Raw genomic sequence first — 21,971 nt, forward strand, 5'->3', positions numbered from 1 at the left:
CCGGGCCGACGCGGGATCGAAGGACGGCGGGACGGCGGGAGCGGTCCGGCGGTCACGGGGCGGCGGTCGCCGGGCGGCGCATGCGGCCGTGCGAACGTCCGCACAAGCGAAAGCACGTCGCGCCACGCGATTACGTGGTGCGACGTGCTTTTCGTTGTTCGGGAGCATCTCGCGCCGCGGGACGGCGGGAGCCGCGCGACCGACGAGGACCGCGGGTGGCGCGCTGCCACTGGTGGCGCGCAGCCGGGACCGCCGGGCTCAGGCCACCGTCGCGAGGGCGAACGGCAGCACGGCGTCCGCTCCCGCCCGCCGGAGCTCGCGGCCCGCGACGGTCACGGTCCAGCGGCTGTCGACCAGGTCGTCGACCAGGAGCACCGGGCCCTCGTGCGCCTGCAACGCCGATGCCAGTGCGGGGTCGACCACGAACGTGTCCCAGACGCCGGACAACCGGTAGGCGCTGTTCGTCGCACCGTCCCCGCGCGGCTCACCGCCGTTGCGCCCGAGCGTCCCGAGGAACTGCAACCGCCCGATCGAGGACAGTGCCTGCGCCAGGGACCCGACGAGCTCCGGCCGGGACCGCGAGCTCATCGCGACGACGCCGGTCGGGCGCACGGCCCACGGCCAGTCCTTGAGCGCCCGGATGCAGCCGTCGACGAGTTCGCGCGACACCGGGGCGTCGGGCGTCGACGGCGAGAACAGCGCACGCAGCGGGCCGCCCCAGCCGAGGTCGGTGAGCCTGGCGACGGCACGCCCGGGTTCGACGAGTTCACCGGCCGGGATGCGGCCCTTCACCGGGACGCCGAGGGACGCCATGCCCGACGGCCACTGCGCCCGCGGTGCGATCTCCACGCCCACGGTGTCGAGCGCCGCGGCCGCTCCCGAGGCGTCGGAGTCGGACACCGCCGTCGGGAACCAGACCCCGGCGCAGTTGTCGCACCGCCCGCACGGTTCCGCCGACGGGTCGTCGAGGTCCTGCTGCAGGAGCTGCATGCGGCACGCCGAAGTCGACTCGTAGTCGAGCATCGAGGCTGCCTCGGCCTCGCGCGCCGCGGCGACCCGCTGGTACCGGGCGGCGTCGTACTCCCACGGTTGCCCGGTCGCGACCCAGCCGCCGGCGACCCGTCGCACCGCGCCGTCGACGTCGAGCACCTTGAGCAGGAGTTCGAGCGTGGACCGCTTGATGTCGACGAGCCCTTCGAGCGCGACGGTCGACATCGCCGAGTCGGTCGACAGTGCGCCGAGGACGGCGGCAGCGCGGGACTCGGTCGGCATCGACGCGCTCGCGAAGTACTGCCAGATCTCACGGTCCTCGCGCCCGGGCAGCAGCAGGACGTCGGCGTTGTCGGTGGCGCGGCCGGCGCGACCGATCTGCTGGTAGTAGGCGACCGGCGACGACGGCGCCCCGACGTGCACCACGAAGCCGAGGTCGGGCTTGTCGAAGCCCATGCCGAGCGCGCTCGTGGCGACGAGGGCCTTCAGCTCGTTGCCCTTGAGCTGCTGTTCGAGCTGCTCGCGTTCCTCGGTGTCGGTGCGGCCCGTGTACGCCCGCACCGCGTACCCGTTGTCGCGCAGGAGGCGGGCGATGTCCTCGGCCGCCGAGACGGTGAGCGTGTAGATGATGCCGCTGCCCGGCAGGTCGCCGAGGTGCGCGAGCAGCCACCCGAGCCGCTGGCGGGCATCGGGCAGGGTCAGCACGCCCAGCCGCAGCGACGACCGCGCCAGGGACCCGCGGATCGTGAACACCGGGTCGTCGGGGCCGGCGGTGAGCTGTTCGGCGACGTCCTCGACCACGCGCTCGTTGGCGGTCGCCGTCGTCGCGAGGACGGGCACCCCGTGCGGCAGCGACCGGATGAGCTCGGCGAGCCGGCGGTAGTCGGGTCGGAAGTCGTGCCCCCAGTCGGAGATGCAGTGCGCCTCGTCGACCACGAGCATGCCCATCCGCGCGATCAGCGTCGGGAGTTGTTCGTCGCGGAACCGCGGGTTGTTGAGGCGTTCCGGGGAGACGAGCAGCACGTCGACCTCGTCACGGGCGAGCGCCGCCTGTGTGTCGGACCACTCGTGCGCGTTCGCGGAGTTGATCGACACCGCACGGACGCCCGCGCGTGCTGCGGCGGCCACCTGGTCGCGCATGAGCGCCAGCAGCGGCGAGACGAGGACGGTCGGGCCACCCCCGCGGCGCCGCAGCAGCAGCGTGGCGAGGAAGTACACGGCGGACTTGCCCCACCCGGTGCGCTGCACGACGAGGGCCCGCTGCCGGTGCTCGACGAGGGCCGAGATCGCCTCGAGCTGTCCGGGGTGGAACACCGCGTCGGCGCGGCCGGTGAGCGCCGCGAGCGCCTGCTGGGCCTCGGCGGCGATGTCTGCGGAGGGCGGGGCGGTCGGTTCCATGCCCCCATGCTGTCAGGACCCGCCGACGCGACGCATGTCGCGCCTCCCGGCTGTGGACGGAACCGACCGCCCAGCGAGCTGTGGAGGACGACGCTGCCGAACCAGCAGCCGAAGCCGCGGCCGCAGCCCTCAGAGGTGGAAGCCCGCCCGCTCCAGGTCTGCCCGGAACGTCGCCGCGAGCACCTGCTGCCCCGCGACCGTCGGGTGCTCGCTGTCCGCCTGCAGCCAGTCGGCGTGCCCGGCGAGCGGCTGCCCGACGTCGATGTACGTGCCACCGACGCTCGTCACCGCCTGCTGCAGCGCCGAGCTCGTCTGGGCGACCTCGGCGGGCACGTCGCCGGGCTGGTCCCACAGGGTGCTGAGCCCGACGATCGTGGCGCCCGGCATCGCCTGGTGGATCTGCGCGACGGTCTGCTGCGTCGCCTGTGCGACGGTCGTCGGGTCGGAGTCGAAGTCGTTGTCGGAGGACTGCACGACGACGAGCTCGGGCTTCGCAGTGACGGCGCGCGGCACCAGTCCGGCGAAGTCGGTGCCGCAGTCGCCGACCGAGACGAAGCCAGCGCCGCTGCACGAGTCGTTCGCGACCTGCGCGCCGGTCTGCTGCCCGAGGACCGCCGGCCAGGCGTCCGCGGCGTCGTCGAGGCCGTACCCGGCCATGATCGAGTCGCCGATCACCACGACGTCGGAGTCGATCGTGAAGGGCGCGAGGGTCGGGGTCGGTGACGCCGTCGGGCTCGCCGAGGCGATGCGCTCCGCGGACGCGGCGGCGACGTGCCCCGAGGCGGCGTGCCAGCCGACCACGCCGAGCACGGACACCGCGACCGTGACGACCACGGCGGCGAGGAACGGACGGGTGAGGGGCACGTCATCGACTGTAGATGCGTGTGCGCGCCGGTGCCCGGCTCCTGTGACGACTGCTGGGAGCCTCTGACCTGCGTCATGGGGAGCGGGGGACACGCGGCGGTCCTGGGAACGCGACGGTGGCCGTCTCGTAGACAGGGAGCATGCAGGACGCCCCCAATGCCTCGGACGACCCGGCCGACCCTCCGGTCATCGGGCCGGTCGACGCGCCCGCCGTGCACTGCGTGACGCTCAACCTGCGCCGCCGCGTGCCGCGGCCGGCCGGGCACCCGGACGCGTGGGAACGACGACGGGACGCGGTGGCCGCGCTCGTCACCTCCGAAGCGCCCACCGTCCTCGCCGTCCAGGAGGCGCTGCCCACCCAGGTCGCGGACCTCACGGCCCGCACGGGGTCGCGCTGGGAACCGGTCGTCGTCGGGCGCGGTGCCCGTGGTGGCGGCGAGGCGGTCGGGCTCCTGACCGACCGCGAGCGCGTCCGCGTCGTCGAACAGCGTACGTGGGCACTGTCCCGCACGCCCTCGCGGCCTGGGTCTCGTTCGTGGGCCACGGCCTTCCCACGGCACGCCGTCGGCGCCGTGCTCGACGACCTGGCGACCGGGACCCGGTTCCTCGCCGTCGCCACCCACCTCGACGTCGTGTCACCGTGGGCGCGGCTGCGCGGTGCGCAGCTGCTCGGGCGGATCGTGCGGGACGGCGGCCTGCCCGCCGTCGTGATGGCCGACTGGAACTGCCCGGCCGGTTCCGCGCCCTGGCGGGCACTGGCGGAGGCGGGCGTCACGGACACCTGGAGCCGCGCCTCCCGGGCGGTCACCGAGCCCTACGGGACGTACCCGCACTACGGGAGTCCCCGCGTCGGAGGGCCGCGCATCGACGGTGTGCTGGCGACCGGCGACGCCGTCGTCGAGCGCGCCGCGGTCTCGACGCGGCGACCCGGCGGCGCCTGGCCGTCCGACCACGCCGCCGTGCACGCCGTCCTGCGGTGGACACCGTGATCGCGACGCTCGGCACGACGTTCCTGCGCCCGAGGTTCCTGCCCGCCGACGTCGTGCGCGCGCTGACCCTGGTGAGCCTGCCGATCGCGACGATCGGGTGGGGGAGCACGTCGTTCGCGGTGATGTCGCTCGCGCTGTTCGGGGTCGTGCTGCCGCGGATGCTCGGCCTGCGACAGGCGTTCGACGTCGCGGTGTGCCTGCTCGTGCTGCTCGCCGGGTGGTCGAGCGCGCTCGAGTGGTACACCTCGGTGTTCCTGTGGGACAAGTTCGTGCACGTCGTGCTGACCGGGCTGCTCGCGGCCCTGCTCGCGGTCATCGCGGCCGACCTGCGGCTCGTCCCGCACGCGCCCGACGCCGGCCGGGTGCCGGTGGCGCTCCTGGTGTTCTCGGCCGGGCTCGCGATCGGGGCGGTGTGGGAGATGGGGGAGTGGCTCGGGCACAACTACGTCGACTCGCGGATCTACGTCGGGTACGACGACACGATCGGCGACCTGGCGGCGGACGGGCTCGGTGGGTTGCTCGTCGGGTTCGCGCTGCCGTGGTTGGCGGACCGGCGGGAGGTCGTGCGGCCTGCCGCTGGGTCTGGCGCGGGGCCTGCCGGGCCTGCCGGGCCTGCCGCGTCCGCCGGGCCTGCCGCGTCCGCCGGGCCTGCCGGGTCTGCCGGGTCTGCCGGGCCTGCCGGGCCTGCCGGGTCTGCCGGGCCTGCCGGGCCTGCCGGACGGCCTGGTGCGCGGCCCGTCACGCGGTCGGAGGGCTCGCGGCGGGGGTGAGTGGGGTGCCCGCGACGCGCCGTGGCGCGGAGGGGCTCCGGGGTCCGCTATGCTTGACGGGCTGCTCACGCTCCGGTCGGACGTGGGTGGTGGAGTCCCACTCGTGGGGTTCCCGGTCCGCTTGCGGACCTACGGGCTGTGGCGCAGCTTGGTAGCGCACTTGACTGGGGGTCAAGGGGTCGCAGGTTCAAATCCTGTCAGCCCGACCGGAAGGTGTCGTGAGACACCGCAACGACGAGAGGCCCGCAGCCGGATGGCTGCGGGCCTCTCGTCGTCCACGGGACGTGCGGGCTGCAGTGTGGTCGAGCGGTGCATGCCGCCGACGGGCGTCCGCGCCGGTTCGTCCGAGCGCGGTCAGCGTCGCGAGAAGCGGTGGTCCGGTTCCGGCTTGTCCGTCGTGCCCGTGGAGAACCCGAGCGAGAAGGTCTTCGCGGTGAAGCCGTCGAAGTCCCGGTACGCGACGGCGAAGAGGTGCCCGTCGCTTCCCGGTGGGCGTGCCGGCACAGGCGACGAGCGCCACCGAGGCCAGGAGGATCGTGAGGACCGCCAGCGTCGTCTTGCGCCTCAGCACGTGGTCGTCTCCGTCCTGGCGCACTCGCGGTCCGCTCTCGTCGCAGCACGATAGCCGCCGTTGAGATCGAACCGTGCGGGGTCAGTGCGGCCGGTCGAACGACCGGATGCCCTGCGGCACCGCCGACACCGAACCGCGAACCCGGACGGGCATCGGCACGAGGTGCTCGTCCGGCGCCATGTCCGGCTGCAGCAGCAGGCGGACGGCCAGGGCGCCCATCTCCTCGTACGGCAGGGCCGCCGTCGTCAGGGTCGGTTCGAGGTAGAGCGCGATGTCGTCGTCGTCGAACGAGACGACCGAGACCTCGTCGGGGACCGAGATCCCGGCCTCGGCCAGGGCGCGGTACACCCCGAACGCCAGGCGGTCGTTGAGCGCGATGACGGCCGCCGGGCGCCGACCGCCCGCGAGCAGGTCCCGCATCGCGACGTACCCGTGGTCGGGGTCCCACGGGTGGCAGTCGACCTCGGCGACGGGGACGACCCCGTAGGCGTCGAGCGCGGTCGTGATCCCGTCCAGGCGTCGCTCGATCGCGGCGGTGCTCCACTCGACCGAGCTCGCACGGTCGCGACCGATCACGACGACGTCGTCGGTGTGGCCGGCCCCGAGGAGCAGGCGGACGATCTCCTCGCCACCGGCGCGCTCGTCGGCGAGCACGGTCGTGGTGGGGCGGGTGGCGACGGCGTTGAGCATCACGGTCGGGATGCCGCCGCCGACGTCGGGCAGGTCGACCGGGTGCGGGCGGATGGAGGCGTACACGAGGCCGTCGACCTGGTGGTCGATGAGCACGCCGAACGCCGCGGCCATCGCGTCCTGCTGGTCCTCGGTCTCGGTGATGAACAGCACGTGGCCCTGGCGCTTCGCCTCGGCCAGGGCACCGCGGATCATGCCGCTGCCGAAGCGGTCGGTGGTGATCGCCTCGGACACGAGTCCGATGACGCCCGACCGCCGGGTCGTGAGCGAGCGGGCCGTGAGGTTCGGGCGGTACCCGAGTTCGCCGGCCGCAGCTCGGATGCGCGCTGCCGCGTCGGCGGAGACCCGTGACGCGGGGTGGTCGTTCAGGACCTGGGAGACCGCGGCCTTCGACAGGCCGACCTGCTGCGCCACGTCGGAGAGCGTGACGCGTCGCGCACTCACGGCACTTCCGCGGACTGTTTGCGCATTCGCTCATCATACGGGCTTGACAGCAGGTGGTGAACCGGTACACCATTCGTGATCAACCGGTTCACCAACGCGGGTGCAACCGATGACGACCTCGATGAAGAGTGGTGCCGAGCAGTGACTGACCTCCTCCTGACCGACAGCGTCCGTCCGTGTGGTGCGACGTGCTGAGGGTCCCCGACCACTGGGTGTGGGACTTCTGGTTCGCCGACGACGGTGCGCAGCACCACGTGTTCTTCCTGCAGGCGCCGACCTCCCTCGGCGACGAGGGGCGCCGCCACCGCGCGGCCCGCATCGGCCACGCCACGAGCACCGACCTCGTGCACTGGGAGCCGGCCGAGCAGCCGTTCGGACCCGGGTCCGCCGACGACTTCGACGCGACGACCACCTGGACCGGCAGCGTCGTCCGTGGCGACGACGGCCTGTGGCGGATGTTCTACACGGGCACCCGGTTCCTGGCGGACGAGCCCGACCACACGAACGTCGAGACCGTCGGCGTCGCCGTGTCGGAGGACCTCCGCACCTGGCACAAGCGTCCCGGCCCGGTGACCCGTGCCGACGCGCGCTGGTACGAGACGCTGGGCACCGCGCCCGACGCCGACGGCGCGGTGTTCCGCGAGGAGGCCTGGCGCGACCCGTGGGTGTTCCGCGACCCGTCGGGCGACGGCTGGCACATGCTCGTCACCGCCCGGACGAACGACGGCACGCTCGACGAGCGCGGCGTCGTCGGTCACGCGGTCTCCCCGGACCTCGAGCACTGGGAGGTCCGGCCGCCGCTGAGCACGCCCGGCTCCGGCTTCGTGCACCTCGAGGTCCCGCAGGTCGCCGAGGTGCAGGGACAGTGGTTCCTGCTGTTCTCCTGCCCGCGAGAGGCCCTGAGCCCCGCGCACCCCGCCGTGCACTCGACCCCCGGCACGTGGTCGATGCCGATCGACGGCCCCACCGGCCCCTTCGACGTCACCCGTGCGGTGCCGCTCACCGACGCGACCCGGTACTCCGGCCGCCTGGTGCAGCACCGCGACGGGTCGTGGGCGCTCGTGACGTTCGAGAACGGCCCCGCCGGCGGCCCCCTGCTGGGTGTGCTGACCGACCCGGCCCCCGTGGACGTCGTCGACGGACAGCTCGCCCTGCGCGCTCCCGCCGTCGCCACCACCCCCTGATCCCGCGGCGAACCCGCGTCACCCCGAAGAACCCTTCCCGAGGAGAACCATGAACACCAAGCTCACCGCCCGCCGAGCGGGGGTGGCCGTCGCAATGCTCGCGGTCGCCGCTGCCGCCCTCACCGGTTGCTCCGCCGGTTCCGGATCCGGCAGTGCTGCCGGCGACGGCACCGGGGACATCGTCGTCTGGGGCCACCAGGGTCAGGACAGCGAGGTCAGCGCCATCCAGGACACCGTCAAGTCGTTCAACGCGTCGCAGAAGAAGGTGCACGTCACCCTCAAGCTGATCTCCGGTGACACCTACACGAGCACCGTCACGAACACGCCCACGAACAAGCTCCCCGACGTGCTCGAGATGGACGGGCCGACGCTCGCCAGCTACGCGTACAACGGCAAGCTCGCGCCGCTGACCGGCTCCGTGTCGAAGTCGACCGTGTCGAACGCGACCGACGGCTCGATCGCCGAGGGCACGTACGACGGCAAGCTCTACGGCCTGGCCCAGTACAGCTCCGCGATGGGCCTGTACGGCAACAAGAAGATGCTCGAGGCGGCCGGGGTGTCCATCCCCAGCTCGCCGTCCGAGGCGTGGACCCCGGACCAGTTCTCGGACGCGCTGAAGAAGCTCGCCGCCGCGAACGCGTCGGGCAAGTCGCTCGACCTGTCCGAGTCGGCCCTGAACGGCGAGTGGGGCACGTACGGCTTCTCGCCGATGCTGCAGTCCGCCGGGGGCAACCTCGTCAAGGGCGACAAGGCGTCCGGCGTGCTCGACTCGTCCGACTCGGTCAAGGCCCTCGAGGACATCGCGTCCTGGAAGCCCTACGTCGACTCGAACACCGACGGCAACGCCTTCCCGAACGGCCGTGTCGCGCTGAGCCTCAGCGGGCACTGGAACTACCCGACCTACTCGAAGGCGGTCGGCAGCGACCTGGTCGCCCTGCCGCTGCCGAACTTCGGTGACGGCGAGAAGGTCGGCGCCGGTTCCTGGACCTGGGGCATCGGTTCCGCGACGAAGCACGGCAAGGCCGCCGGTGCCTTCCTCGACTACCTGCTCAACGACGCGAACGTGAAGGCCATCACCGACGCCAACGGCGCACCCGCGGCGACCAAGTCGGCGTTCACCGCGCAGAGCGTCTACCAGTCGGGCGGCGCGCTCGCCCTCTGGGGCAAGCAGCTCGAGGCGTCCTGCCCGGCGACCGCGATCACGAAGGACTGCATCGCCGTCTACCGTCCGGTCACCCCGGGCTACCCGGTCATCACGTCGAAGTTCTCCAGCGCCCTGTCGGCCGTCTGGGGTGGCGCCGACGCGAAGGAGCAGCTGACCACCGCTGCGAAGTCGATCGACCAGGCCTACTCGGACAACAACGACTACAAGTGATCGGCCGTGGCGGCGTCGGACCCCGGCGCCGCCACCCCGGTCCTCCCGCAGAACCAGGAGACCAGGAGTCCTCGTGACCACCACGACCACCCCGCAGCCGGCCGCGCCGGCAGCACCGTCCGCCGAACGGCGCCGTCGGGCACCCCGGCAGCTCCGCCGGCAGCGCAGCGACCTCGTCGCCGGTCCGCTCATGGCCCTGCCCGCGATGGCCGGCATCGTCCTGTTCATCGCGGTGCCGTTCGCCGCGGCCATCGGGCTGTCCTTCTTCAACGTGCAGCTCGGCTCCCCGCGTCCGCCGACGTTCGTGGGGATGAGCCAGTACGTCCGGCTGTTCACGGACCCGGTCGAGGCGCCCCAGTTCCTCCGGGCCCTCGGGAACAACCTGTTCTTCGCGGCGGTCGTCATCCCGCTGCAGACCGGTCTCGCCCTGGTCTTCGCCGTGCTGCTCAACCAGCAGCTCAAGGGCATCCGGTTCTTCCGCACCTTCTTCTTCATGCCCGTCGTGTTCCCGATGGCGCTCGTCGCGGTCATCTGGCGCGTCATCCTCGACCGCAGCGGCAGTGGCCTGCTGAACAGTGCCGTCGACGCGGTGACCGGGGGAGCGGTCGGTCCGCACGACTGGCTCGGCTCCGGCGCGACCGCGATGCTGTCCGTCATCGCGCTGTCCGTCTGGCAGGGCGTCGGGTTCCAGATGGTGATCATCCTCGCCGCGCTGCAGGAGATCCCCGAGGAACGCTACGAGGCGGCCCGGCTGGACCGGGCGAACGGCTTCCAGCAGTTCGTGCACATCACCGTCCCTGGCGTGCGCAACACCCTGATCTTCGTGGTGTTGCTCACCACGATCTTCGCGTTCCGCGTCTACGACCAGGTGTACATCCTGATCACCACGGCCGGGGGCAACGAGAACGCCCTGCGCACCGTCCTGTACCAGGCCACGAACGCGATCATCACCGAGAACAGCGTCGGCCGTGCCACCGCGATCTCCGTGGTCCTGTTCGTGATCATCGTCGTCATCGCGCTGGTCCAGCGGGCCGTGCTCCGACAGAGGAGTGAGAGTTGACCACCATCCGCCCGCGCCGTCTGGCGTCCAAGACCGGCTCCTACGCGATCCTGATCGTCCTCTCGGCGCTCATGTTCGCCCCCGTCTACTACCTGCTCCTCGGCAGCTTCAAGCCGAGCGGCGAGGTCCTCGACGGGTTCACCGGCTTCCTGCCGACCCACCTGTCGCTCGACAACTACCGCGGCGTGTTCGCGGCGCTCGACTCCGACGCCACCGGGTACTTCTGGCAGTTCATGACGAACTCGGTGCTCATCTCGCTCGTGGTCGTCGTCGGCGGGCTCGTCGTGAACGCCATGGCCGGGTACTCGTTCGCGCGGCTGCAGTGGAAGGGCAAGAACGCCGTGTTCCTGCTCGTGGTGCTGCTCGTCATCGTGCCGTTCGAGTCGGTCGCGGTGCCCCTGCTGTACCTGCTCAACGGTCAGCGCGACACCCTGGCCGTGCAGATGATCCCGTTCATCGCGAACGCCTTCTCGATCTTCTTGTTCTACACGTTCTTCCTCAACCTGCCGAAGAGCGTCGAGGAGGCCGCACGGCTCGACGGACTCGGGGCCTTCGGCACGTTCGTCCGCGTGGTGGTGCCGAACGCCCGCCCGGTGTTCGCGACGGTCGCGATCCTGACGTTCCTCAGCTCGTGGGGTTCGTACCTGTGGCCCTCGATCGTCACCTCCGACCCGACCGCCCGCCCGCTGCCGCTCGAGATCAGCGTGTTCTCGGGCCAGGAGCCCGTCGACTGGGGCCAGACGTTCGCGTTCGGCACGCTGCTCGTGCTCCCCGTCCTGATCGTCTTCCTCGCCTTCCAGCGGTACTTCATCCAGAGCGTCGCCGGCTCGGCCGTCAAGGGATGACGCCGGACCCGGTGACGCCCGACCCGACGACGCTCGACCCCCAGGTCGTCGCCCTCCTCGCGCGGCTCGCCCGCGACCCGTCCGGAGGGGGAGCCGGCGGGCCCGCGACGGTGGCCGGCCAGCGCGCGCAGGCCGCCCGGTTCGCGGCGCTCGCTGGACCCGTGGTCGCGGTCGGGATGGTCGAGGACCGGACGCTCCCGACGGCGCACGGCGACGTCCCGGTCCGCCTGTACGTCCCGGACGCGGTGGAGGCCCGTGGCCCGCTGCCCGTCACCGTGTTCCTGCACGGTGGCGGGTGGGTGCTCGGCGACCTCGACAGCCAGGACCACCTCGCGCGGGTCGTGTGCGCGCGGGCACGGTGCCTGGTCGTCTCGGTCGACTACCGGCTCGCGCCCGAGCACCCCTTCCCGGCCGCGGTCGACGACGCGGAGGGCGCCGTGGCCTGGGTCCTCGACCACGCCGACCAGCTCGGCGGCGACCCCGAGCGCGTCGTGCTGTTCGGCGAGAGCGCCGGAGCGACCCTCGCGGCGGTCGCGGCCCGTCACGCCCGCGACCGCGGTGGCCGACAGCCGGTCCTGCAGGTCCTCGTCCACCCGGTGACCGACCACGCCGACGACTCCGGTTCGATGCGCACCTTCGCCGACGGCCCGGTCCTCACCGCGGCGCAGATGCGATGGTTCTGGGACACGTACCTCGGCGACGCGGACGGGTCCGACCCGCGCGCGTCACCGATCCGCACCCCCGACCTGCACGGCGTCGCCCCGGCCCTGGTCGTCTCGGCCGCGGTCGACCCGCTGTTCGACCAGGGCGTGCGGTACGTCGAGGCCCTGCGCGCCGCCCGGGTCCCGGTCCGCCACGAGGTCGTGCCCGGCGTCCCGCACGCCTTCCTGTCGTTCACCGGGGAGGTCGAGCGGTCGGCCGCGACCCTCGACGCGATCGCCGACGCGATCCGGACGGCTGTCCGCCGCTGACGGAGGGTCGGGGTGCCACGGAGCGGACACCCGTTCCCCGTCCCACTACCATCAGCCCGTACGGGGGTACCCACAAGTGGTGGACGCGCGCATCGTCGCCGCCGGGAACACGGGCGATCGGCCTGAGGACCTCCACGACGGGGAGGGCAGGTCGCAGTGCCGCGGTACCGACGACCAGCACTCGGCGTCGCCACGGTGCTCACCGCGGCGCTCGTCGCGGGTCTGCTCGCGGGCTGCTCGGGTCCGCTCCCCGGTGGGGCCGGCGGCTCGACCGGCACCGGACACGGGAGCGAGTCCCGCGTGATCCACCACGGACCGACCCCGACCGCGATGCGCCACGAGGACGGCGTCGAGGTGTGGGACCTCACCGGACCGCCGACCGTCGAGGCCTTCGGCATCGACACCCGCGGGCGCGCGCCGCTTCGCGGCGCCACCGGGGCCTACAGCTCGACCCCGGAGCGGCAGGTCCGGCTGCTCCTGCCCGGCGGGCGGTCCGTCGACCTCGCGGCGGGGGAGGTCATCTTCGAGGCGTCGGACTCCGAGGAGGCGGTGACCGACCCGGACAGCGGCGAGGTGATCATCCCCCAGGGGCGCCGGTTCTTCCTGCGCGTCGACGGCGTCACCGAGGAGGGCGTCGACGCCGGGGTCGGTGCCTTCCGCGACGCGCTGCAGCGAGCTGGCCTGCCGACGACGAAGGCGGACGAACTGCGGGACCGGGCGACCGAGCCCGCCGCGACGGCCGACACGATGAGCACGAAGCGCATCGGCGAGAGCGTTGAGGTCCCCGGCGTGCAGGGCGCGACGGCGTCCGTCAGCTCGTCGTTCGGGCCCCGGCCCGACGTGCTCGTCTTCCAGCTGCAGGTCTCCGTCGCGTGGGACCCGGTCCCGATCCCCTGAACGCCCGCGACCGCGACCACAGCCGCGACCGCGGCTGCGACAGCGACAGCGACCGCGACCACAGCCGCGACCGCGACAGCGACAGCGACAGCGACCGCGACAGCGACCGCGACCGCGACAGCAACCACGCCCGCGCCCGCGCCGCCGCCCTGCGGGAAGTCGCACCTCTGCGCGGCTTCCCGCACCCCCGGCCCCTGCCGTCCGCCCGTCTCCGGCGTCGAGTTAGCGTCACATGACCGACCGACCCGCAGCACGGTGAACAGGGGCCCCATGCTCATCTCGACCGACACGACCGCAGCCGCTCCCGCGCAGCCGCCGCGGTCGGCACCGCACCCCTTCGACGTCACGCTGCTCGACGGCCTCGCCGCCGTCGCCGAGCGACTGCCCGACGCCCTCGCCCTGACCGACGAGCACACGTCGTTCACGCACGCGGAGCTGGACCGCACGGCCCGGGCGCTCGGGGCGATCCTGCACGAGCAGCTCACGCCGGACGACCACAGCGGTCGCGGCGTCGGCCCCGAGCCCGGGGGAGCGTCGGTCCCCGTCGGCGTGATGGTCGCGCACGGCCACGGCTCGGTCGTGGCGCTGCTCGGGCTCGTGCACGCCGGACGGATCATCGTCGCCCTCGACCCGTTCCTCCCCGAGGCCCGGCTGCAGCACGTGATGGCGCTCGCCGGGATCGTCGACGTCGTCGCGGACGACGAACACGCCGACCGTGCGCGCGAGCTCGTCGCCGCCCAGGGCCGGGGCGGCCGGGTCCTGCCCGCCGCCGACCTGCTGGAACGAGCACGAACGGCCGCGACCACCGCCGACCTGCTCGAACGAGCACGAACGGCCGCGACCACGGCCGACCGGTCGACGGCTACGGCCCACCAGGCGACGAACGGCGCGACCGCCCCGATCCCCACCGTCCCCGGCGCCCGCGACCGCACCGGCCAGGACCCCATGGTCATCATCTTCACCTCGGGCTCCACCGGCGCCCCCAAGGGCGTCACCATGTCCCACCGTCAGATCGTCGTCGACACCGTCGCCCAGCGCGAGGCGTTCCGGTTCGGCCCCGACGACCGCGTCGCCTCGGTCCTCCCGCACGGCTTCGCCGCGGGCTTCACGCTCGTCCTCTCCGCCCTGCTCGCGGGCGCGTCGGTGCACGTCGTCGACCCGCGGAGGACCGGCGTCGACCGGCTCGTCACCTGGGTCCGCGACGCCGCACTGACCACGCTGCACACCACACCGCACCTGGTCCGGTCGATCACGGCGGCGCTCGACCCCGCCGACGACCGTCTCCGCGGGCTCCGCATCGTCGCCACCGTGGGTGAGGCCGTCACCGGTCCGGACATCACGGCGCTGCGTCCGCTGCTCGGCTCCGCGACGTCGTTCTGCAACTGGACCGGCTCGAGCGAGACCGCCGTCTACGCCGTGAACGAGATCCGGGCCGAGGACCCGATCCCGGAGCGCAGCGTCCCCTCGGGCCGGATCGTCACCGGGAAGCGCATCGAGGTCCGCCGCCCGGACGGCTCGGTCGCCGACGTCGGCGAGAGCGGTGCCGTCGTGTGCATCTCCGACGCCATGACGATCGGCTACTGGGGCGCCCCGGAGGTCACCGCGACCCGCGCCGGCGTCGACCCGGACGGCACCCCGACCTGGTCGATCGGCGACCTCGGCCGCTTCGACGCCGACGGTCGGCTCACGCTCCTCGGCCGCGCCGACGACGCCGTGAAGGTGCGCGGCTACCTGGTCGAGCCGAGCGAGGTCGAGGCCGCGTTCCGCACGGTCGACGCCGTGCAGGAGGCCACGGTCGTCGCGGTCAAGGCCCCGCCCGCGCCGACCCGGCTCGTCGCCTACGTCGTGACCCGCCCCGGGCGTCGGTCGCCGTCGCCCGCTGCGCTCCGCAAGGCGCTCCGCGACCTGCTGCCCGACTACATGGTGCCGACGGCGATCGTGCCGATGGCGGCGCTGCCCCGGAACGAGCGCGGCAAGGTCGACCGTGCCGCCCTGCCCGAGGCACCGACGGTCGAGGCCGGGCTCGAGCTCGACGCGGACACCTACGACCAGTGGCAGCTCGCCGTCGGGCAGATCTGGGCGGAGGTGCTCGGCCTCCCGACGGTCGGTCCGCTCGAGCTGCCGGCCGTCGGACTCGACAACGACTTCGCGGCGCTCGGTGGCGACTCGCTGTCGGCGGAGGAGATGCTCGCCGCCGTGGGCGACCGCCTCGGCGTCACCCTGCCCTCGACCGAGCTCCTCGAGCACCCCACGCTCCGGACCTTCACCGAGCGCATCCGGCGCGGTGCCGCGGCGACCCCGAGCCACCCGGACGTCGTCGCGCTCGCCGACCGGGCCGGACTCGACGCAGACCCACTGTTCTGCATCGCCGGGGCCGGCGCCCTCGCGTTGACGTACGTGCCGCTGACCCGTCGGCTCGGGGACCGCCCGGTGTACGCCTTCCAGCAGCACGGCATGGAGCGGCGCGCGGTCCCGGACTGGAGCGTCCGCGCGATGGCGAAGCGGTACATCGAGCTCATGCGCATCGTGCAGCCCCGCGGCCCGTACACGCTCGTCGGGCACTCGTTCGGCGGGATCGTCGCCCTCGAGATGGCCACGATCCTCACGGCGGCCGGCCAGGAGGTCCGCCGTGTCGTCCTGCTCGACACCTACCTGCCCGACCAGGCCGCGGAGCAGGCCGGCGTCGTCGAGTTCGGTGAACTCGACCCGGTGGCACCGGCCGCAGCGGGTCGCCCGCGGGCAGGCGCGCTCCGGCGCGTGGCCGCGCGGACGAGCGCCTTCCGCGAGCGGGTCGTGACGCCGATGGGCCAGCTCGGGCGCCGTGCGCGCGCCTACGGCGCCGGGGTGTTCCGCTGGCAGGGCCAGCAGCAGTTCCGCGCGTTCTTCGACCACGCGCTCGTCGTGTCCCGCGGGCACCGCCTGCCCGTCTACGGGGGAGCGGTGACACTGGTGATCGCCGACGGCAACGAGTCGGGTGCGGCCCGGTGGGCCCCCTACCTGCCCGGCGACGTCGACGAGGTGCGCATCCACGCGGAGCACACCTCCGTCCTGCGGGAACCGCACGTCGCCGAGCTCGCGACGGTCCTGGCGGCGCGGCTCGCAGCCGACTGACGTCGGGAGGGGACGGACGGGAGGCGCGGCACCGGCGGGTGGCGCGCCTCCCGTCCGTCCCGTCCCGCGTCACGGACCGGTGGCCGCCCCGACGAGCAGGCGACCGCCCGTCAGGTCGCGCCGGGCGACCGCCCGGACCGGCGGACGACCGCACCGCGGCGCGCGCAGCGCCGACGGGGGCCGGTGCCGTCGACGGCGGCCACCGGACCGCCGGAAGGCGCACGTGCGCGACCAGGTTGCGCAGGACAACCGCGCTCCGGACCCCGATCGGGGTACAGCACACCGCGGGAATCCGCCGATCCTGGGGAATCGCTCGGAACGGAACGGGGGACGTGACGAACCTCGGTGACAGCCCGTCTCATCCGTGAACAGCATCCGCTGGGCACGAGCCCGGCGGGTCCCCATCGGAAGGAGCACACCCCATGGCTGACACCACCACCACGACCTCTGCGACCACCCCGGCCGCCGCGCGCACCGCCGGCACCAAGCCGTCGTCCGCCAACGGCAAGACCACGATCGACGACACCGTCGTCGAGAAGGTCGCCGGCATCGCCGCCCGCGAGGTCAACGGCGTGCACTCCCTCGGCAACGGCGCCGCCCGTGCCATCGGCGCCATCCGCGACGCCATCGGCCAGCGCGACCACGGCCAGGGCGTCAAGGTCGAGGTCGGCGAGAAGCAGGTCGCTGCCGACGTCGTGATCGTCGCCGAGTACCCCGTGCCGCTGCAGCAGCTCGCCGACGGCGTCCGCGCCTCGGTCAGCCGTGCGCTCGAGCAGATCGTCGGCATGGACGTCGTCGAGGTCAACGTGACCGTCCAGGACGTCTACATCCCGGGCGACGACGACGACAACGAGGACAAGAAGGAGTCGCGCGTTGAGTAACACACTGGTCGGCGCCCTGATCGGCGCGATCCTCGCCGTCGTGGCACTGCAGTTCGGGTTCTGGGGCTTCGTCCTGGTCATCGTGTTCGGCCTGATCGGCGCCCTCGTGGCGGCCCTGTCGACCGGCAAGATCGACCGCGGCGCCCTGACCGACGTGCTGACCGGACGCCGGAGCTCCCGGTGAGCGCCGGCCCGGACGTCCCGGGCCGCGTCGAGATCACCGCTCGTGCACTGACCGCGTTGTCGCGGGCGGTCGCAGCAGAACGGCTCGGCGCTCCCGCGAAGCGTCTCCGAGTCGACCTCGGTGACCACGACGGCATGCTGTCGCTCGAGGTCACCGGCCCGATCCGGGCCCAGGACGACGTCATCGGTGCGGCCACGGCCGCTGCCGAGCGCATCCGGGCCCGGGTCGGGGAGTTGTCCGGCCGGAAGGTCGGACGCGCCCACATCGAGTTGACCGGCATCGTGCGTGAGCACGAGGGCCGGGTCCGGTAGGAGGAACCATGAGCACCAGCAGCATCGAGCGGCGCCTGCGTCGCCGGAGCGTGCACCGGTCCCGGTCCACCGCCGTGTCCGTGGCCCTGGTCGTGACCGCGCTCGTCGCGGCGTGGATCGGCACTGAATCGGTCCTGAAGGCGATCGGTCAGGCACCCCTGCTCGCCGACCCGCAGACCGTCGTCGACACCGCCCTGAAGCCCGACGCGGCGTTCACGACCATCGCCGAGGTCATCGCCGCGGTCCTCGTGATCGCCGGGATCGTCCTGGTCGTCCTCGCCCTCAAGCCCGGCCGGATGTCGCGCTCCGCGATCGATCACGACCGCGGTGCCGTCGTGATCGACACCCGCATCCTCGCCTCGACCGCAGCCAACGCCGCAGCATCCGCCGCGCACCTGCCCGAGTCGAACACCTCCGCCACCGCCCGCGGCCACCACACCGAGGTGCGCGTGGTGCCCCTGTCCGGCATCCCCGTCGACCAGGCAGCCGTCCGCGACGCCGTCCAGGAACGCCTCGGCCGGCTCGGCGGCAAGCACGGCACCCGCGTGAGGGTGCACGTGGAACAGAAGGGAACCCTGTCGTGACGACCACGAACCGCACCCTGAACCGGATCCTGCTGTTCCTGCTCGGCCTGGTCGCGATCATCGTCGGCGTCGTCATCGGCGCCGGGGTCCTCACCCCCGTCCGCGACGCCGTGGAGCCGTACGTCACGTTGCCGTCGAAGGTCGACGTGCCGTCGCAGGCGTTGTGGATCATCGCCGCCGTCTGCGCGGTCGTGATCATCCTGGCGTTGGTCGTGGTGTTCACCCGTGGTGGTGGCGGCACCTCGGTCGCGGCCCGGGAACGCACGGGCGATGACCAGGTCACCGTGAACGTCGCGCTCGTGCGGGACGTGGTCGACCACGAACTCGCCGACGTCCACGACGTGGTCGCGGCGAAGGTCGACACGTACCTGGTCCGGAAGCAGCGGGCCGCGCGGATCAAGGTCCACGTCCGTCGTGGTGGGGACGCGGTCGGTGTCCTGACCGCGGTCGAGCACGCCGTCGACACCCTCGACCAGACCCTGGGCCGCCAGCTCCCGGTCCTGGTCCACCTCACCGGAGGCACCCGCACCACCCTCGCAAAACCCGCCCGCGTCCACTAGCCGGACCCGGACGAACCGCCACCGCACGACCCACGTCCAGCAGCAAGGAGTCCCCATGCGCAATCGCATCATCGTCCTCGGTGTCGTCGCCCTGATCGCCGTCTGGCTCGGTTCGCGGTCGAACCGGCCGGTCGTCAAGAAGACGAGCACCGCGGAGACCCTCCGCATGGCGTGGAACGATCCGCACGCCCGCAAGCAGCGCGCGAAGCTGCGGAAGAAGGTCGCGAAGGCGGCCCAGGGTCACTGATCCGAGCAGGCGACCCACGACGGACGGGAGGCGCGGTGCCAGCTGGCACCGCGCCTCCCGTCCGTTCGTCGTCCGTACCGACCGCGATCCGGGCCGTCCGTCGTCAGCGGCGTCCGTCTCGTCCGCCGTCCGTCGTCACCGTCGGATGTCGTACCGGTGCATGACGACGCCGTTGTCGAACGACCGCGTCTCGAGCAGGTCGAGCAGCAGCGGCGGCCGCGTCCCCGACGCCGGCGGGTCGAACAGCGGCCGACCGCGGCCGAGCACCGCGGGGTGGACGAACAACAGGAGCTCGTCGAGCAGGCCGGCGTCGAGCAACTGCGTCGCGACGTTCGCACCGCCGACCCCGACGTCGCCCGACCCCTCCTCGCGGATCTGCGCGAGTCGTTCGATCGCGTCACCGTCGGCGCCGATGACCGTCGTGTCGTGGTCGGCACTGGTGCGGCTGCGTGACACGAGCACCTTCGGCTGGGTCGTCCAGATCTCGCCGTACTCCCGTTCCACCGGGAGGGCGGACTCGTCCGTCCGGGCGTCGGGCCAGTAGGGGTCCATCATGTCGCGGACGACGCGGCCCTCGACCGACATGGTCATCGCCCGGGCCCGGTCGTTGAACTCCTGGTGCAGCTGCTCGTCGATGCGGATCCAGCCCGGCGCGTCCGGGCCGCCGTGCTCACCCGGCTCGGCCTCGATGTAGCCGTCGACCGAGACGTTCATCCAGTACACGAACCGTGCGGGCATCGGGACTCCTTCGTCGCGTGTGCGGTGGCGCCGATGCTAGTGCCGCGGGTCCCCGTGCGACAGTCCCCGGGGCGGTCCCGGAGGCCTCACGGCCGAGGGTGTCACTCCCCGGTCAACGCCGCCGCGTACGCCCGCACCGACCGGTGGTAGCGCGGCAGCGTCGGGACGAGTGCCTCGATCGCGACCCGCAGCGCCTCGTCACCGCGCCCGGCACTGTGCAGCGCCAGGGCGAGGAACACCCGCGGCGCCGCCCCGGTCGCCGGGTGCTCGGGGGCGTCCCGCAGCATGGCGATCGCCTCGTCGACCCGGCCGAGGTTCCGCAGGGTGGACGCGTGCTGCACCACCATCCGGGCGGCCCGGTCCGGGTCGACCTCGTCGAGTCCCGCCGCGGTCGCCGCCGCGTACTGCTCGTGTGCCGCCGCCTCCTGCCCGCCCGAGTCGAAGGCCCCGCCCAGCTCGAACGCGCCCAGGGCGGGGTGCGGCGCGGCCACCGCGAGCACGTGCATGCGCGCGATCCGCTCCTGCCCGTCGACGGCCGCGTCGTCCCACAGGGCGGCCACCTCCGCCTCCCAGGTCGCGTCCGTGGGTCGGGGCGGGACGGACGGGAGGCCCGTGGCGGCGCCGCCACGCGCCTCCCGTCCGCCGTCCCGGCCGGTCGCGTCGTCGCTCGAGTGCGTCATCTGGCCACCGTAGCGGCGTGTCCGCCCCCTGCCGGGGCGTCGCGGGCGATGAGTGCACCGGGCGGCGTGTCGGGATGCGAAGATGCATCGTTGCCCCCCGGACACGAAGAGGAACGCATGGGACACGACGACGCGGCGCCGCTCCTCGACGGGCGGTACCGGATCGAGCAGGCCATCGGCCGCGGCGGCATGTCCGTCGTGTACCGCGCGACCGACGAGGTGCTGCACCGTCAGGTCGCGGTCAAGGTCTTCCACGCGGGGTCGGTCGACATCGCCCGGCAGGACGCCGAGCTCGGCGTCCTCGCCTCGCTCGAGCACCACAACCTGGTCGGGCTGCTCGACACCGGCGTGCTCACCACCAAGGACGGTGTGGCGCAGCGGTACCTCGTGATGTCGCTCGTTGTCGGCCAGGACCTCGAGGCGCGGCTGTCCGCCGGCCCCCTCGCGTCGCGGCACATCGGCGAGATCGGCTACGACATGGCCGAGGCGCTCGACTACATCCACGCCCGCGGCGTCGTGCACCGGGACATCAAGCCGTCGAACATCCTGCTCGTCGACTACGGCAACGGCTCGGAGCGCGCGCGTGCACGGCTGACGGACTTCGGCATCGCCCTGGCCGCCGGGGTCGAGCGCCTCACCGCCGACGGCGTCACGACCGGCACCGCCGCCTACCTCAGCCCGGAGCAGGCCCGCGGCGCCGACGTCGGACCCGCGAGCGATGTGTACTCCCTCGGGCTCGTGCTGCTGCAGTGCTTCACGCGACGGCAGGAGTTCCCCGGCTCCATCGTCGAGTCGGCGATCGCGCGCCTGTCCCGCGGCCCGGTCCTGCCGGAGCCGCTGCCCGAGCACTGGAAGCACCTGCTCCGCGCGATGACCGCGCAGACCCCGGCCGACCGTCCGGTCGGCGGGCAGCTCGTCGCGATGCTCCGCGACGTCGTCATCGCCGAGACGGCCAGCAGCGACCCGTCCGGCGGTCAGTCGCCCGGGTCGACCGACGGCGGCCGCACCACGACCGCCGAGGGCACCCGTCCCGCGACCGCCGACGGCACCCGCCCGGCGACCGCCGAGGGCACGCGCCCCGCGACGCTCGACGTCCTGCCCGAGGAGTCGCTGCAGCGCACCGTCGCGATGGCCGCCCGGCTGTTCGACGCCCCGATCGCGCTGGTCGACGTCCTCGACGAGGACCGCGAGTGGTCGCAGTCGTGGATCGCCGAGGGCGTCGACGAGGCCGCGCGCAACATCACCTTCCGCAACGGCTTCGCACCCGTGCCGGTGCCCGTCGTGATCCCGGACGGCTCGACCCACCCCGAGATGCGCGAGAGCCCGCTCGTCACCGGCCCGCTCGGCCTGCGCTTCTACGTGAGCGTCCCCCTGCTGCGCCACGACGGCACCGCGGTGGGCACCCTCGCGGTGCTCGACACGCACCCGCGCGAGGCCTCGGAGGCCGACCTGGCGAACCTCCGGGACCTCGCGGCGCTGGCGGTCACGCAGCTCGAACTCCGGCAGGAGTCGCTGCGCACCACGAACGACGCGCTGCCCCTGGACGCGCACGGCGCCTGAGCGAGCGCGGCCCGGCGCGGCCCGACACGGTCAGGTCCGACCCGGTCAGGCCGGCCCAGCCCGGACC

Annotated in this window: 22 protein-coding genes and 1 tRNA gene; 17 read left to right on the plus strand and 6 right to left on the minus strand. The window is 73.1% G+C overall.

What is annotated here, in order from left to right:
- Positions 1–258: 258 nt before the first annotated feature.
- Both BEP24_RS02380 and BEP24_RS02385 read right to left on the minus strand, forming a co-directional pair.
- Positions 259–2,388 (minus strand): ATP-dependent DNA helicase RecQ, encoded by a 2,130-nt coding sequence (locus BEP24_RS02380; protein WP_065959864.1) that lies wholly within the window; start codon positions 2,386–2,388, stop codon positions 259–261.
- A gap of 129 nt (positions 2,389–2,517) precedes the next feature.
- The gene (locus BEP24_RS02385) at positions 2,518–3,252 is read right to left on the minus strand and encodes an SGNH/GDSL hydrolase family protein (RefSeq protein WP_065959867.1); all 735 of its coding nucleotides are present in this window, start codon (positions 3,250–3,252) and stop codon (positions 2,518–2,520) included.
- 140 nt (positions 3,253–3,392) lie between these two features.
- Between BEP24_RS02385 and BEP24_RS02390 the strand changes: the two genes are divergently transcribed.
- From BEP24_RS02390 to BEP24_RS02400, 3 genes are all read left to right on the plus strand, one after another.
- Entirely contained in the window at positions 3,393–4,241 is an 849-nt protein-coding gene (locus BEP24_RS02390; RefSeq protein WP_065959868.1) for an endonuclease/exonuclease/phosphatase family protein, read from the plus strand.
- Positions 4,229–5,011 (plus strand): hypothetical protein, encoded by a 783-nt coding sequence (locus BEP24_RS17785; protein ID WP_065959869.1) that lies wholly within the window; start codon positions 4,229–4,231, stop codon positions 5,009–5,011. Before BEP24_RS02390 ends, BEP24_RS17785 begins: the two co-directional genes overlap by 13 nt.
- A 132-nt stretch (positions 5,012–5,143) precedes the next feature.
- Positions 5,144–5,217, plus strand: a tRNA-Pro gene (locus BEP24_RS02400).
- 148 nt (positions 5,218–5,365) lie between these two features.
- Here BEP24_RS02400 and BEP24_RS17350 read toward each other — a convergent pair.
- The gene (locus BEP24_RS17350; protein WP_171898701.1) at positions 5,366–5,515 is read right to left on the minus strand and encodes a hypothetical protein; all 150 of its coding nucleotides are present in this window, start codon (positions 5,513–5,515) and stop codon (positions 5,366–5,368) included.
- Between the two features lie 148 nt (positions 5,516–5,663).
- Positions 5,664–6,686, minus strand: coding sequence for a LacI family DNA-binding transcriptional regulator (locus BEP24_RS02405; protein ID WP_171898702.1), 1,023 nt, complete (start codon positions 6,684–6,686; stop codon positions 5,664–5,666).
- A 218-nt stretch (positions 6,687–6,904) separates the two neighbouring features.
- On the opposite strand from BEP24_RS02405, the gene BEP24_RS02410 reads away from it, so the two are divergent.
- The 13 genes from BEP24_RS02410 (at position 6,905) to BEP24_RS02470 (ending at position 18,926) form a co-directional block, all read left to right on the plus strand.
- Positions 6,905–7,900: a family 43 glycosylhydrolase gene (locus BEP24_RS02410; RefSeq protein ID WP_065959947.1), complete on the plus strand. Its 996-nt coding sequence runs from the start codon at positions 6,905–6,907 to the stop codon at positions 7,898–7,900.
- A gap of 49 nt (positions 7,901–7,949) precedes the next feature.
- A complete protein-coding gene (locus tag BEP24_RS02415) occupies positions 7,950–9,275 on the plus strand; it encodes an extracellular solute-binding protein (protein ID WP_065959874.1) in 1,326 nt (441 codons plus the stop codon).
- A gap of 73 nt (positions 9,276–9,348) precedes the next feature.
- Positions 9,349–10,335 carry a sugar ABC transporter permease gene (locus tag BEP24_RS02420; RefSeq protein ID WP_253181538.1) on the plus strand — a complete coding sequence of 329 codons (987 nt, stop codon included), beginning with the start codon at positions 9,349–9,351 and terminating at the stop codon, positions 10,333–10,335.
- Positions 10,332–11,180 (plus strand): carbohydrate ABC transporter permease, encoded by an 849-nt coding sequence (locus BEP24_RS02425; protein ID WP_065959875.1) that lies wholly within the window; start codon positions 10,332–10,334, stop codon positions 11,178–11,180. The genes BEP24_RS02420 and BEP24_RS02425 overlap by 4 nt, the downstream gene beginning before the upstream one ends.
- Positions 11,177–12,151, plus strand: coding sequence for an alpha/beta hydrolase (locus tag BEP24_RS02430; RefSeq protein ID WP_065959877.1), 975 nt, complete (start codon positions 11,177–11,179; stop codon positions 12,149–12,151). Before BEP24_RS02425 ends, BEP24_RS02430 begins: the two co-directional genes overlap by 4 nt.
- A 156-nt stretch (positions 12,152–12,307) precedes the next feature.
- Entirely contained in the window at positions 12,308–13,048 is a 741-nt protein-coding gene (locus BEP24_RS17355) for a hypothetical protein (protein WP_065959880.1), read from the plus strand.
- A gap of 270 nt (positions 13,049–13,318) precedes the next feature.
- Positions 13,319–16,159 carry an alpha/beta fold hydrolase gene (locus tag BEP24_RS02440; protein WP_065959882.1) on the plus strand — a complete coding sequence of 947 codons (2,841 nt, stop codon included), beginning with the start codon at positions 13,319–13,321 and terminating at the stop codon, positions 16,157–16,159.
- Positions 16,160–16,581: 422 nt separating this feature from the next.
- The gene (locus BEP24_RS02445; protein ID WP_065959883.1) at positions 16,582–17,040 is read left to right on the plus strand and encodes an Asp23/Gls24 family envelope stress response protein; all 459 of its coding nucleotides are present in this window, start codon (positions 16,582–16,584) and stop codon (positions 17,038–17,040) included.
- Entirely contained in the window at positions 17,033–17,224 is a 192-nt protein-coding gene (locus BEP24_RS02450; RefSeq protein ID WP_065959885.1) for a DUF2273 domain-containing protein, read from the plus strand. The genes BEP24_RS02445 and BEP24_RS02450 overlap by 8 nt, the downstream gene beginning before the upstream one ends.
- A complete protein-coding gene (locus BEP24_RS02455; RefSeq protein WP_065959887.1) occupies positions 17,221–17,535 on the plus strand; it encodes a hypothetical protein in 315 nt (104 codons plus the stop codon). The genes BEP24_RS02450 and BEP24_RS02455 overlap by 4 nt, the downstream gene beginning before the upstream one ends.
- A gap of 8 nt (positions 17,536–17,543) precedes the next feature.
- Positions 17,544–18,119, plus strand: coding sequence for a DUF6286 domain-containing protein (locus BEP24_RS02460; RefSeq protein WP_065959888.1), 576 nt, complete (start codon positions 17,544–17,546; stop codon positions 18,117–18,119).
- The gene (locus tag BEP24_RS02465; protein ID WP_065959891.1) at positions 18,116–18,679 is read left to right on the plus strand and encodes a hypothetical protein; all 564 of its coding nucleotides are present in this window, start codon (positions 18,116–18,118) and stop codon (positions 18,677–18,679) included. The genes BEP24_RS02460 and BEP24_RS02465 overlap by 4 nt, the downstream gene beginning before the upstream one ends.
- Positions 18,680–18,734: 55 nt before the next feature.
- Positions 18,735–18,926, plus strand: coding sequence for a hypothetical protein (locus BEP24_RS02470; protein WP_065959893.1), 192 nt, complete (start codon positions 18,735–18,737; stop codon positions 18,924–18,926).
- Positions 18,927–19,061: 135 nt separating this feature from the next.
- Here BEP24_RS02470 and BEP24_RS02475 read toward each other — a convergent pair whose 3' ends face one another.
- Both BEP24_RS02475 and BEP24_RS02480 read right to left on the minus strand, forming a co-directional pair.
- Positions 19,062–19,664 carry a dihydrofolate reductase family protein gene (locus BEP24_RS02475; protein ID WP_065959895.1) on the minus strand — a complete coding sequence of 201 codons (603 nt, stop codon included), beginning with the start codon at positions 19,662–19,664 and terminating at the stop codon, positions 19,062–19,064.
- 101 nt (positions 19,665–19,765) lie between these two features.
- Positions 19,766–20,344 (minus strand): tetratricopeptide repeat protein, encoded by a 579-nt coding sequence (locus BEP24_RS02480; RefSeq protein WP_083230011.1) that lies wholly within the window; start codon positions 20,342–20,344, stop codon positions 19,766–19,768.
- Positions 20,345–20,461: 117 nt separating this feature from the next.
- Between BEP24_RS02480 and BEP24_RS17360 the strand changes: the two genes are divergently transcribed.
- Positions 20,462–21,904 (plus strand): GAF domain-containing serine/threonine-protein kinase, encoded by a 1,443-nt coding sequence (locus tag BEP24_RS17360; protein ID WP_065959897.1) that lies wholly within the window; start codon positions 20,462–20,464, stop codon positions 21,902–21,904.
- Positions 21,905–21,971: the final 67 nt, after the last annotated feature.

It is taken from the genome of Curtobacterium sp. UCD-KPL2560, from assembly GCF_001705035.1.
Lineage (GTDB): Bacteria > Actinomycetota > Actinomycetes > Actinomycetales > Microbacteriaceae > Curtobacterium.

Coding starts and splice junctions, on each gene's coding strand:
- BEP24_RS02380 (WP_065959864.1), bottom strand. CDS start 2,388: ATGGAACCGACCGCCCCGCCCTCCGCAGACATCGCCGCCGAGGCCCAG.
- BEP24_RS02390 (WP_065959868.1), top strand. CDS start 3,393: ATGCAGGACGCCCCCAATGCCTCGGACGACCCGGCCGACCCTCCGGTC.
- BEP24_RS02415 (WP_065959874.1), top strand. CDS start 7,950: ATGAACACCAAGCTCACCGCCCGCCGAGCGGGGGTGGCCGTCGCAATG.
- BEP24_RS02430 (WP_065959877.1), top strand. CDS start 11,177: ATGACGCCGGACCCGGTGACGCCCGACCCGACGACGCTCGACCCCCAG.
- BEP24_RS02440 (WP_065959882.1), top strand. CDS start 13,319: ATGCTCATCTCGACCGACACGACCGCAGCCGCTCCCGCGCAGCCGCCG.
- BEP24_RS02445 (WP_065959883.1), top strand. CDS start 16,582: ATGGCTGACACCACCACCACGACCTCTGCGACCACCCCGGCCGCCGCG.
- BEP24_RS02460 (WP_065959888.1), top strand. CDS start 17,544: ATGAGCACCAGCAGCATCGAGCGGCGCCTGCGTCGCCGGAGCGTGCAC.
- BEP24_RS02470 (WP_065959893.1), top strand. CDS start 18,735: ATGCGCAATCGCATCATCGTCCTCGGTGTCGTCGCCCTGATCGCCGTC.
- BEP24_RS02475 (WP_065959895.1), bottom strand. CDS start 19,664: ATGCCCGCACGGTTCGTGTACTGGATGAACGTCTCGGTCGACGGCTAC.
- BEP24_RS02480 (WP_083230011.1), bottom strand. CDS start 20,344: ATGACGCACTCGAGCGACGACGCGACCGGCCGGGACGGCGGACGGGAG.
- BEP24_RS17360 (WP_065959897.1), top strand. CDS start 20,462: ATGGGACACGACGACGCGGCGCCGCTCCTCGACGGGCGGTACCGGATC.